Annotated in this window: 10 protein-coding genes and 1 pseudogene; 10 read left to right on the top strand and 1 reads right to left on the bottom strand. The window is 60.0% G+C overall.

Annotation, left to right across the window (positions count from 1 at the left end):
• Positions 1-76: 76 nt before the first annotated feature.
• Positions 77-174: pseudogene (locus RA26_RS22655) on the top strand (transposase); the annotation flags it as partial.
• 159 nt (positions 175-333) lie between these two features.
• On the opposite strand, the gene RA26_RS13105 reads toward RA26_RS22655, so the two are convergent.
• A complete protein-coding gene (locus tag RA26_RS13105; RefSeq protein ID WP_039184241.1) occupies positions 334-1,053 on the bottom strand; it encodes a hypothetical protein in 720 nt (239 codons plus the stop codon).
• Positions 1,054-1,289: 236 nt separating this feature from the next.
• Here RA26_RS13105 and RA26_RS13100 point away from each other — a divergent pair, with 236 nt between their 5' ends.
• The 9 genes from RA26_RS13100 to RA26_RS13060 all read left to right on the top strand — a co-directional run bounded on the left by RA26_RS13100 (position 1,290) and on the right by RA26_RS13060 (position 12,171).
• Positions 1,290-2,330, top strand: coding sequence for a Gfo/Idh/MocA family protein (locus RA26_RS13100; protein WP_039184240.1), 1,041 nt, complete (start codon positions 1,290-1,292; stop codon positions 2,328-2,330).
• Positions 2,331-2,372: 42 nt separating this feature from the next.
• A complete protein-coding gene (locus RA26_RS13095; protein WP_039184239.1) occupies positions 2,373-3,323 on the top strand; it encodes a hypothetical protein in 951 nt (316 codons plus the stop codon).
• A 15-nt stretch (positions 3,324-3,338) separates the two neighbouring features.
• Positions 3,339-3,965 carry an SIS domain-containing protein gene (locus RA26_RS13090; RefSeq protein WP_052272421.1) on the top strand — a complete coding sequence of 209 codons (627 nt, stop codon included), beginning with the start codon at positions 3,339-3,341 and terminating at the stop codon, positions 3,963-3,965.
• A gap of 10 nt (positions 3,966-3,975) precedes the next feature.
• Positions 3,976-4,776 carry an inositol monophosphatase family protein gene (locus RA26_RS13085; protein WP_052272420.1) on the top strand — a complete coding sequence of 267 codons (801 nt, stop codon included), beginning with the start codon at positions 3,976-3,978 and terminating at the stop codon, positions 4,774-4,776.
• A 30-nt stretch (positions 4,777-4,806) separates the two neighbouring features.
• Complete coding sequence (locus tag RA26_RS13080) at positions 4,807-5,475, top strand: acylneuraminate cytidylyltransferase family protein (RefSeq protein WP_039184237.1); 669 nt, start codon at positions 4,807-4,809, stop codon at positions 5,473-5,475.
• 26 nt (positions 5,476-5,501) lie between these two features.
• Positions 5,502-6,422 (top strand): phosphoglycerate dehydrogenase, encoded by a 921-nt coding sequence (locus RA26_RS13075; protein WP_052272419.1) that lies wholly within the window; start codon positions 5,502-5,504, stop codon positions 6,420-6,422.
• A 28-nt stretch (positions 6,423-6,450) separates the two neighbouring features.
• Positions 6,451-8,667 (top strand): hypothetical protein, encoded by a 2,217-nt coding sequence (locus RA26_RS13070; RefSeq protein ID WP_039184236.1) that lies wholly within the window; start codon positions 6,451-6,453, stop codon positions 8,665-8,667.
• Positions 8,664-9,539, top strand: a complete 876-nt coding sequence (locus RA26_RS13065) for an SMP-30/gluconolactonase/LRE family protein (protein WP_039184235.1) — start codon at positions 8,664-8,666, stop codon at positions 9,537-9,539. The genes RA26_RS13070 and RA26_RS13065 overlap by 4 nt, the downstream gene beginning before the upstream one ends.
• A gap of 130 nt (positions 9,540-9,669) precedes the next feature.
• Complete coding sequence (locus RA26_RS13060; protein WP_039184233.1) at positions 9,670-12,171, top strand: 6-hydroxymethylpterin diphosphokinase MptE-like protein; 2,502 nt, start codon at positions 9,670-9,672, stop codon at positions 12,169-12,171.
• Positions 12,172-12,184: the final 13 nt, after the last annotated feature.

Here is a 12,184-nt window from a genome sequence, read left to right as displayed (position 1 = left end):
GGGCGAAGGAACTGTGCCAGCCGCACGGCTTCCACCGCCCGATAGGCGATTGCGAAGCAATCAGCCGAGAGGGGGAGATGGGACGTTTTACAAGTGGTGTCGGAGTATGGCGGTATGGAAGTGTCTGAGGCCAAGAGGTTGAAGATCCTGGACGCAGAAAACGCCAAGCTCAAGAGTTGGTAGCCGCCTTTGCCCTGGTGCGGCCGCGAAAGCGCGAAGAACGCTGGTGGGTCAACCAGGACGATGCCGCCACGCTGAAAGAGACGCTGGTTTAGGAAGCAGGTGAACCCGTCATACATCTTGGCCGGGGACAGTTGGTGCAACGGCACTTCTTCAAGCGAGGTGCAGGGTCACACGCATTCCCATTGCGCTGCATTCGAGCCGGTCGCCGGCCACTGCTGGTATGGCTGGACACAGCCCGCCAGTGGCAACCCATTGCCCCTCCTTCAGCGGCATCCCATAGCTGCGGGCTAGTTGCAAAAACTCCTGCGCCGCCCCGAGGGGGCCGCCTATGATGTTGGCGCTGCCCCCTTCGCCAGCTGGCTCGTTGTTGCGGCGGAAACTGGCCGCAAACTGCGCCTGAAATTTCTCTGCCTCAAATGGCCGCACCGCACTGATCCACAGGGCGCCTGCCCCCGCCCGGTCAGCCATCTGCCCGGCAAGTTTGCCTTTTAAAGCTTCTGGAAGCACGCTGGCAGGGATTTCAAAACCCAGCCCCATCTGGGAGAACGGCATGTCGGCAGCCGGGTCTCCACCAAGTTCCAGCATGATCTCCGGTTCTGCCAATGGGGCGTGCAGTCCGGCAAGGCTGAGTGTTTCCGTCTCTATGGCCACTTCGCTGGCCGCCAGCGGACCGAAGAACACCTCAGCGTTTTCAAATACCTGGCGCGACCAAGGGTTGGCCCCGCCAATTTTCCAGGCTGCGGGCTGCGGCGCCTGTTGACGCGCGACCGCGTAGGCTGCTGCTGCGGTCGGAGGTAAGTCTTCCGGAGCAATTCGAGCGGCTTTTACCTGGGTGCGCGCCGCCTGCAGCACGTCGGCCAATTGAAGCATGTGGTCCCCTGTAGATTGCAGTTGCAGCTGATGGTTTGTGGAGGGATTAGCGGTTTCTGGCGCAGGGGGAAACCACAAACCTGCGGGATCGGCTTGCACCCGGGAAACCGGGGCGGTAAGGTCCTCCTGCCTGCTTCCTGCAGGGTTTTGGCAGCTGCCTGTGCCAGTGATCCATTCATGATAGTTCCACTAGGGGTTGTGTGACCCGCCGCCGCGTCTGACGAAAGAGCACCGTAATGACCTTGCGCACCGCCATTATTGGCTATGGGAAAATGGGACGTATTCGTCATGCTGCGATGGAAAAGCATGGCGGTTTCAAAGTTGTGGCCGCTTGTGATAGCCAGCCGGATCCAACCGCCGCTATTCCGGTGGTGACAGACCCGCTGGCGGTATACGACTACAACCCTGACGTGATAGTCTGCAGTGTGCCCAATATGATGATCCCGGATGTGGTTTGCGAAGCGCTCACCCGCGGCAAGCACGTCTTTTCGGAGAAGCCGCCAGGGCGCAATTCCGGCGACGTGCGCCGGATGCGCCAGGCAGAGGCGCAGAATCCAAGTCTTGTATTGAAATTTGGATTCAATCACCGCATGCATGACGCCATCGAGGAAGCCAAGAAGCTGACCGATGCCGGGACGATGGGCGATCTCTATTTCATGCGCGGAGTTTACGGCAAGGCGGGCGGGCCGGGCTATGCGCAGAACTGGCGCAACGATCCGACGCAATCCGGCGGCGGCATCCTGATTGATCAGGGTATCCACATGCTGGATTTGTTTCAGATGTTTGCGGGCCGCTTTACTGAGGTGCAATCGTTCATTCAGCGCAATTTCTGGACCGAAGTGCCGGTGGAGGACAACGCCTTTGCGCTGATGAAGAACCCAGAAGGCATTATCGCGTCGGTGCATTCTTCCGCTACGCAATGGCAGCACACGTTCCGGTTTGAGCTGTACATGCGCAATGGATTTATTTCGGTGGACGGGATCCTGTCGGCCTCCGGCAGCTACGGCACCGAGGTGCTGACTGTAGCACTGAACCGTTTGGACCGCGGGGGCAATCCCATTCCCAACCCGGAATGCCAGGAGATCCGGTTCACCGAGGATCTGTCCTGGGACAAAGAAGCGGCTGAATTTTATGAGGCGATTGCCAATGGCACTCCGATCCGCAGCGGCACTTCTGCCCAGGCGTTGGAGGTCATGGAACTGGTGGAAGCAATTTATGCCGCCGATCCCGAGTGGCATGCCCAGTTGCAGCGCCAGTCTGTGACTGCCGCCGAATAAGAGTCGTTCTGACAGATGCAAACTCCTGTATTCCTTGACCACTTGCCCGATATTTCCACGGTGACGGGGCGCAAGCCTGAGCGCTACCGGTTGACCCGGAACAAGGCGCTGTCCGAGCTGTTGCTGGACGACACCGCCCACTGGCATGAGCGCAGCAACTGTCCTGCCTGCGGCGGGAGCATCGCAAAAAGCCGGAACTTCAGCCGGGCCTACCTGCCGTTCCAGCGGTGCGGGGGGTGCAACAGTATTTATGCGGCCCGCGTGCCTGCCCAGCAGGAGCTGGACCGGCTGCGCCTGGAGCAAACCGCCGTCAAAGACCCCGAAGCCGAACAGGACCGGGAGTTCGAGTTCATTTCGCTGCTGAACTGGATCAGCTTGACCGAAGCCCGCAGCGGCTGCCGTCTGGAAAGGGTTCTGGACTACCGGTTCTGCTCGCAGGCGCCCGGGTTCGAGGAGGCAACTGGCCGTTTGAGCCACAACCGTGACTGGCAGTTCCTGCCGCTGGAAAGCGCTGCAGACGGCGGCATAGGCAAGCTGACCCGGAGCCTGCGGGATCTCGCACCAAAAGCGGTTCTGGTACAGGCGGAGATGGACCGGGTTGCCGATCCTGCCCAGTTGCTGCGCACGCTGCGCGAAAATGTTGCTGAGGGCACAATTGTCTTCATTGGCACTTCCTGCTCTGACGGTTTGGAATACGAAATCCTCGGTGTGGATTCTCCCAGCTTCATCCCCCTGGACCGGCTGAACATCTTTTCCGTCAAGGGGTTCGAGCTGCTGGCTCAGAGTTTGGGTTACACAGTGCTTGAAGCCTCAACGCCCGGCCGCCGCGACGCGGTGTTGCTGGAGCAATACTTCAACAGCGCTGAAAATGCCAAAATTCCCTTTTGGTCGAGCTTCTTCCAGGACGCAGACAAGGACAGGTTGCGGGATTTGCAGATTCTGCTTCAGCGCAGCCTCAAGTCCGGCGTGATGCGTTTCGTTCTAAAAACCTGACAGGACCCCCGATTTATGACTGCCCTCTTCCCGGTTACCCCATTCAGCAGCTGTGAAGGCTTTGCTGGCGAGTATTTTGCCACTCTGGCGGCGGCCGTTCAGGCCAGCGACCTGAGCGTGCTGGACAAAATTGCCGCCCTGGTTAAGAAGACCATCGATACAGGCAATTTCATTTACATCTGCGGTAACGGGGGATCAGCAGGAATCGCCAACCATTCCCTGTGCGATTTCCTGAAATGTGTGCGTACTGACACGGCCCTGATGCCGCGGGTAATGTCGCTGGCCGCACATACCGAGATGAACTCGGCATTGGCTAACGACATTTCCTATGACGAAGTGTTTGCCTATCAGCTGCAGTCAATGGGACGGCCTGGAGACTTGGTTTGGACTGTCAGCTCTTCGGGCGATTCCGAAAACGTGGTCCGCGCCCTTCTGGTGGCGCGAGAATGCGGGATGGCTTCGGTTTCGTTCACCGGGTTTTCCGGTGGCCGCTCGCGTGAACTGGCCGATCTGAACGCTCATGTGAACGCCCAGAACTATGGGGTGATCGAAGACGTCCACATGGCCTTTATTCATATTCTCACCCAATATCTGCGCATGGACAACATGGATCAGAGCCTGCTGGGCCAGCGGAAATTCTGATCCCCGTCTAATGTTTCCGGCACGCGAAGATAACTTAATTGCAGATCTGCACGGCAAACTCTGCGCCCTGCTGCCCCAGGCAGCTGCAGAAGTCTTTGCCAACGGTTTTGAAACCCGGGCCAAAGGCAGTTGCGGGCTTGATCTGGTCACTTCTGTTGACCTGGCCATGCAGGCCCGGCTGGAAACCGGACTGGCGGCACTGCTGCCGGGATCGCTTGTGGTTGGCGAAGAAGACTTCACTGGGGCGCCGGGCGATGCTCCGTTTTGGCTAGTGGACCCGCTGGATGGAACCGTGAATTTTGTGGCTGGTCTGCCTGCGTATTCGGTGGCGGCAGTGCTGATCGAAGGCGGTCAGCCTGTGCTGTCGGCGGTGTATGATGTGCCCAATGGCATGGTTTTTTCCGCCATTGCGGGCAAAGGCGCCTTTGCTGATGGCGTGCCTCTGCAGCGCCAGGAGAGCCCGGCTCGGCTTGCTATTGTCAGCTCGGGGCTGCTGCGTGACCTGGCCACCCGGGCTCCGGACCAAATCGCTGTGTTGTTGCAGGAGTTTAAACTGCGCAACTTCGGCAGCCAGGCGCTGCACTTGTGTTATGCCGCGGCCGGCCGCGTCAGCATGGTCGCCAGCCGCGAAGCCAAAGGGTGGGACGACCTGGCGGGTGCCTTGGTCGCCCGTGAGGCCGGGCTTGCCTATGGCCCCTACCATACTCCGGCAGAAAGGCCCCCGGCCATGGATGCAGATCAATTCAGTCTCTGCGCCCCTGCTGACCTGTTTGACAACTATGCCCCGCTATTTGCCCGGTCTGCAGCCTGAGACCGGCCTAATCACAAGGACAGACCCGCAATGAAAACCATCGCCATGATTCCTGCCCGGATGGGTAGCCAGCGCCTGAAAAAGAAAAACCTCGCACCGCTGGCGGGCCAGCCGCTGATCACCCATGCCGTGCAAAAATGCCAGGATTCCGGCTGCTTCGACGAAATTTACATCAATTCCGAGAATGCCGAATTCGGTCAGTTCGCCGTGCAATACGGCATCAAGTTCTACCAGCGCCCGGAAGAACTGGGTAATTCGATCGCCACTTCCGAGCAGTTTGTGTATGACTTTCTGAAAAACGTGGAGTGCGACCTCTTGGTGCAGGTGCATTCCATTGCGCCTCTGCTGAGCGCAGCGGAGGTGAAATCCTTTGCGGAAGCCTTCATTGCCTCGGATGCGGATGTGATGCTGTCCTGCATCGAAGACCGGATCGAAGTGGCCTACCAGGACCAGCCAGTCAATTTCACCTTTGCTGAAAAGACCAATTCGCAGGATCTGGAACCTACCCAGCGGGTGACTTGGTCAATCACCGGTTGGCGGGCAAAATCCTATATCGAAGCGGTCGAAGCTGGCGGTATTGGAACCTACAACGGCAAGATCGCTTTTTACCCGGTTGACCCGATCTCCGGTCATGTGATCAAGACCCAGCAGGACCTCGATATTGCTGAGGCGCTGCTGAGCGTTCTGGGCAACAAATAGGGCAAGGCAAGAAGGACGGGCAGGCCATGAAAGTACTGGTTTCCAACATCATGATGCTGAACGAGCAGGCACGGTTTGACGCCGTATTGCGTGAAAAGGGCATCGAACCTATCTGGCCCGAGGTAAACCAGTTCATGGGTGAAGCCCAATGCATGGAATTCGCAGGCCAGATTGATGGCTGGCTGGCGGGCGACGATCGGATAACCGATGCGGTTCTGGAAGCCTTCCTGCCCCGTCTCAAGGTGATCTCCAAATGGGGGACCGGGCTGGATTCCATCGATCTGGAGGCCGCCAAGCGCCGCGGCGTGCCGGTTTGCAATTCCCCCGGTGCCTTCCGCGATGCGGTCGGCGAATATGCCATCGGTCTGCTGCTGACGGCAACCCGGCGGCTGGCGCGCACAGACCGGATGATCCGCCAGGCTGGTTGGCCCAAGGGCCGTTTTCCGGGCATGGCGGGCCGGACCATGGGAGTGATCGGCTATGGTGCCATTGGTCAGGGCGTTGGCCAGCGCGCCCGCGGCCTCGGCATGGAGGTGATCGCCCACGACCCCTATATGAGCACTGCCCCGGACGGTACCCAGCTGGTCTCTTTCCCGGAACTTCTGGCGCAGGCCGATGTGATCTGCCTGTGCTGCAATCAGACTGCAGAGAATTATCACCTGATCAACGCCGATGCGCTGGAACACGCCCGCGACGGGGTGGTCGTGGTCAATGTGGCCCGCGGCGGGCTGATCGATGAGGCCGCTTTGGTGGCCGGGCTGCAGTCGGGTAAGGTGGGCGCCGCGGCGTTGGATGTTTTTGAGACCGAACCTCTGCCGCAGGACCACCCGCTGCTGCAGTTCGAGAATGTTGCTGTGTCCAGCCACAATGCCAACAGCACCATTGAAGCGATTGAATATGTGCATGCCAATACACTTGAAAATCTGTTCAAGCACCTGACCGCTTGATCCGGTTTTCAAGAGATAGGGCTGAAACATGAAACACCGTTTGCAGGGATATATTCATGAGCTTGGCGCTGCCGCCGCCAATGCATTCGACCTGCAGGTATGGGGCCGGGCAACAACACTTGACGCCTTTGGCGTGGAGCTGCGCGTGCAGCGGGGCGCTGTTGAGATCAGCTTGCAGCATATCGCTGCAGACGGCAGAAGGCGGGAGTTTTGCCGCCTGGATTGTTTGGAGCCGGGATCGGTCTTCAGCCCGCCGATTTTTGTGGCGCAGATGGACGGTGTGCTGCTGCCTGTGCTGGAGCGGTCCTCGGAAGATGCCGGGTTTGACCTCTACTTTGGCACAAATCAGGTCCCTGAGCTGCCTGCAGCAAATATTGCGTTCATTCAGGAACTGCACAGTCCGGACGCTGAAGCTGCAGCAGTTGCGGCCCTCGGCTTTCTGCAAGAACACTTTGATCGCGGCGGCACAGATGCGGTGCAGCTTGTTGGTGTGGATAGCGCAGGCCTGGCGGCACGGCCGCAGGAAACGGGCATCGCCTGGATCGCAAACGACTGCACCGGCGGCGCGCTCGGCATTGGCCGCGGGCTTTACGAGGCTTGCTATGGCAGCCTTGCACAAGAAGGCTTCACTCATCTCTGCCTGCCCCCCGCCGGGCTGCCGCCGCATCCCGAATACTTCGCTCGCGCTGCAGCCTTGATGCGGTTTCTGAAACCCGGGTTCCAGGTTTGCGGGCCGGATTCCGGCGGGCAGCCAGAGCCGGAGCGGGAACCGGTCGGCTGGCATTGTATGGATGTCCGTGACATCCACCGCAACGGGCTGCCTTGCCCACTGCCGGAACCGGCAGCCCGGCAGGAGTACAGCGCCCGCATGCGCGCCGCCGGTCTGCAAGTGATTGCAAACCCAGCACTTCCCTGTCAGGCAGCTCCGGCTTCCCCTCCCTGCAAAGGATCGGACTGGGCACTTCGGCTCCTGATGGGCACATTGCCCGGGGCAGGCGAGCTGCAGGCGGAATTCGCAGGTGAAGTTCAAGACCGCATTGCGGCCGGCGATGCCGAAGGCGCTACTCGTCTTATGAATAGCATGGATATCTTTCTGGGCGGCCCGCAGCAGCTTTTTGCGTGCCGCCAGCAGCCAGTTCGAGCCGTCCCCCGCCCCCCGTTCGTGCGCTGGCAGCTGAACCGCCGATTGCGCAGTCAGCTGGCCCGGATCTCCGGTCTGTCCGCGATTGCCCGTTCTTATGACACTGCCCGGTGGCAGCTGGGCACGATTGCCTATTGGGGGCAGATGGGGGGCAACCGGCCTCCGTCTGATCCCGCACGCGCCCCGGAAGGCGCTTTGCAGCGGCAGCAGGAACTAAGCGTTCTGCATCTGAAGTCAGACAACCGGCTGCGCGGGCTCCAGTCCGCCTGGAGCCGCCAGTTCGCGGCGCTGGAAGGCCGATTGGAACACAACCGGCTGCTGGATACAGGCCGGTCTCATGCGGATCAGGACCGCGCCAGTCAGATCATGATGAGTTTGCTGCGGGACCGCCACAAGGGACGGCGAGCGGTGATAGTCGGCAACGGCCCCAGCCTTCGGATATCGGATCTGGACCGGCTGCAGGCGGACGTAACTTTCGCCTCCAACAAGATCTACCTTGCCTATGGCGAAACCTTCTGGCGGCCGACCTACTACTCTGTCGAGGATGGGCTGGTTATTCAAAACAGCTGGGACCAGATCGCGGGGCTGCAGGGCAGCATCAAGATATTCCCGGCAAATGTCCGGGATTTCGGCTATCACGCGCCAGACACCATTTTTGTGCCGTTCCTTCCGCCAAAATCTTTCGAAGACCCGCTGTCGGACCCGGGTTTTCCAAGTTTCAGCACCGATCTCAGCCATGGTATCTGCTGGGGGTCGACCATCGTTTACAGCCAGATTCAGATGGCCTTGTTCATGGGGTGCTCCGAAATCATCCTGATTGGCGTCGACCACAGCTATCAGCTGCCAAGTGTCAAACGGGGCAACCAGTATCTGCATGAAGGCGAGCAGAACCATTTTCACCCCGGTTACCGGCAGGTCGGAGAGGCTTGGCACCAGCCAAATCTGGATGTTCTGGAAGTCTCTTACGCCCGCGCCCGCGAAAGCTGTGCCGCACGCGGTGTGCAGGTGCTGAATGCTTCGCGCCGAAGCTGTCTCGAGGTGTTCGAGCGGGCTGACTTCGACACCCTGTTCCCACCGAACACAGCAGCAAAGGAATCCGCATGACGGTGACTGTGTTTGACAGCCGCAGCTGCATTCTGGGGGAGGGGCCGCTTTGGCATCCGCTGCGTCAGCAGCTGTTCTGGTTTGACATCGTGAATTGCAAGCTGCTGTCACGTCTGGGCGGACGGCCGCTGGAGTGGCAGTTCGAGCGCCATGTGAGTGCGGCAGGCTGGATCGATCACGGTAACCTGCTCGTTGCCAGTGAAACCGGGCTCAGCCGCTTCAACCTGGAAACCGGTACCGAAGAGATGCTGTGCCCTATTGAGGCGGACCGGAAGGCAACCCGTTCCAACGACGGCCGCGCCGATCCATGGGGCGGTTTCTGGATAGGCACGATGGGCAAAGCGGGAGAGCCGGAGCTGGGCACGTTGTACCGCTGGGCTCATGGCGAGCTTCGGATTGTTGAAACCGGCCTCACCACCCCCAACGCGGTCTGCTTCGACGGAGATCGGGCTTGTGCCTATTACAGCGACACCAAAACCCGAATAGTCTGGCGCCGGCCGCTTGACCCGCAAACCGGCTGGCCGGCAGGCGCCAAGGAAGTATTCCTGGACCTGCGCGCCAGGGAAACTGAACCCGAGCATAAGCCGGACGGAGCCGTGGTGGACGCCGAAGGCTGCCTTTGGAGCGCTCAATGGGGTTCGGCCCGCGTGGCCCGCTACAGCCCCTGCGGAAAATTCCTGCAAGCGCTGGATCTGCCAACCGGCCATGCAACCTGCCCCGCTTTTGGCGGGCCTGACTTCACCACGCTCTTTGTGACCTCCGCCACTCAGAAACTGCCGGAAGAGGCAGTGGAATGGCGGCAAACGGCGGGGCAGACCTTTGCCCTGAAATCACCAGTGCACGGCCGCCCAGAACCTCAAGTGCAAACCTAAAACCTCCTGAATACCGAGTGCCATCATGAACATTGTCCCCCAAGTTCCGTCTGCAAACCCAACTTGCCAAGACCATTCAGCGCGAGAGCGGTTTTCTCCTATCCGGGGGCTCTATCCGCTGCAGCGGTACGTGCGGGAGTTTGGCGCCAGCGCCGTTAACGCCTTTGATCTAGACGCCTGGCGCCGCGCCACCAGCCTCATCTGGCTGGGCACCCGGCTGGTGGTGCGTTCAGGTGAAGTCCGCGTGGCCCTGCACCACATTGCCCGCGATGGCACTGTCACCGTACTGGCGCGGGCACAGCAAAGCGGTCCGGGCACGCAGATTTTCCCGCCGCTGCGTTTGGCGGATATGGAAGGTGCGGTACTGCCGGTGGTGGAGCATGCAGTCAAAGGCTCCAGTTACGACATTACCTTCGGGACTGATGATCAGCCTGAAACACCGAACCTGCGGATCAACTATGTATTCTGCACATTCAAGCGGGCGGAATATGTGCAGCGCAACGCGGATGTGTTCCGCGACTACGTCCGCCGCAACCGGGCCGAGGATGAGGCGCATCTGACGGTTGTCGACAATGGCAGCGGCAGCGACAGCAGCGCTTGCGGGGTGCAGCCGGATGCCAATGTGACCGTCTTTGCCAACAGCAATACCGGCGGTGCAGGAGGTTTTGGCCGCGGTCTCTACGAAAGCTGCTACGGAGGGCAGGCAGAACAAGGGTTCACCCATGTCTGCCTGCTGGACGACGATATCTACCTGCATCCGGAGATGTTTGCCCGTAATACCGCATTCATGCGCTTCCTGAAGCCTGGTTTTCACGTCGGCGCGCCGATGTATCCAGCATCCTCGGAGAACAGAGTTCCGCTCCGAAGCGCCTGTTTCGGGCATAAGTACCGCGGCACGGTGCATCCCAGCGACAGCGCCCTGGGTGCCGGGCTGGACACAGCTGACATCCCTGCCTTTATTCGCATGGACCGGCGACCCGACAGCACCGGCTGGTGGTGGAGCTGCATGGCCGTGGCGGATATCCACCGCATCGGCCTGCCGTATCCGTTCTTTATCAAAATGGATGATGTGGAATACGGGCTGCGGCTGCGCGATGCCGGGGTAGAACTGGTGATCCCCTTCTCCTTCTGGGTGCTGCACGACGATTTCGAAGAGAAATACTCGGCCGCCATGCAGTATTTCCGCTTCCGCAACCGCTGGGTGCTTTTGGCGCAGCAGGGACGGCTGAACGATCCTGCCGGTTTCACAACAGAATTTGACCGTTTGGTGCGCGGTTTTGTTGAAGCCCGTAAATACGAGCATGCCCAGTTGCTGCTGGATGCAATGACGCATTTCCTGCAGGGGCCCGACTACCTGGTCCGCAACGAAGATGCCATTCTGGCCGGGGTTTTCCGCATTGTGGTGCAGGAAAAGAACAACACGATGCCTGAGCCGCCCGGCGGCGCTCCCGTGGTGAACGGTCTAGAGCCGCCAGCCTCAAAGCGCACCCTCTGGCTGAACGGGCGCACCTGGAACAACCATTTCCTGCCGCTGAAGGAGCAGGTGGTCATCGACACCACCCGTCCCTCCAAGCGCGCTGACTGCCGCCGCGGCAAACAAGTGAGCTACTGGAATCCGCAAAAAGGCGTCGGTTTCACCGTGACCCGCAACTCGCGCCGGGCCTTGCGTCAGATGCTGGCCCTACGCAGCCTTCGCCGCCGGATGCTCGACCGTCTTCCGACCTTGGCATCGTGTTACCAGGCCGCCCGGACGCATCTCACCTCGCAGGCCTTTTGGGCCACCTACGGCAAACACGGCGAAGCGCCGCGCCTGGCAGCCGCCGATCAGGAAAGCGCCGCGCTGCGGGACATGCGCCGGGCGATGGCAACCTTGCAGCGCACCCAGGCTGGGGCTGCAGTTCGCGCGCCAGTGACCGATGAGGATCTGGCTTTCTTGAACGGGCTGCGCAACCGCTACCAGGGCCAGCGCTGCTTTGTGCTCGGTAACGGGCCCAGTCTCACGGTGGCGGATATTGAGCTTTTGAAAGACGAGGTCACCTTTGCCGCCAACAAGATCTATCTCTGCTTTGATGAGACAGACTGGCGCCCGACCTTCTATTCGGTTGAGGATCTACTGGTGGCGCAAAATTGCCGGGCCGAGATCCTGGCAGTGGACCGAACGACCAAGATCTTTCCGCATCACATGCTGTCTTACCTGCCGCGCCAGGCCAATCACCACTACGCCCGCTGGCTGCCGCCCGCCGACAACCGGTCACCCTTCCGCGAGTTCTCTGCAGATCTCGCCAAAGGTATTTGCTGGGGCTCAACCATCACCTACTCAATGATGCAGATGGCAGTGCATATGGGTTTCAAGGAAATCTACATCCTTGGCCTCGATCACTCCTATGTGGAGCCCAAAACCAAACAGGACGGTGCGCTGGTGTCTGAAGGCGAAGTGAACCATTTCCATCCCGAGTACCGCAAGCCCGGCGAGAAGTGGCATTACCCGGTGCTGGACCGGCTTGAGCACTCTTATCAATTTGCCAAGGATTACTGTGATTCCATCGGCGTAGAGGTATACAACGCCAGCCGGTTTTCAAAGCTGGAGATCTTCCCGCGGGTGGATCTGGACGAAGTGCTAAGCCGCAAATAGGCGCTTGGAGTCA

The sequence above is a fragment of the Leisingera sp. ANG-M7 genome, assembly GCF_000813965.1.
Lineage (GTDB): Bacteria > Pseudomonadota > Alphaproteobacteria > Rhodobacterales > Rhodobacteraceae > Leisingera.
Note: the sequence above shows the minus strand (reverse complement) of the source record. Positions and strands in the feature narration are given on the sequence as shown.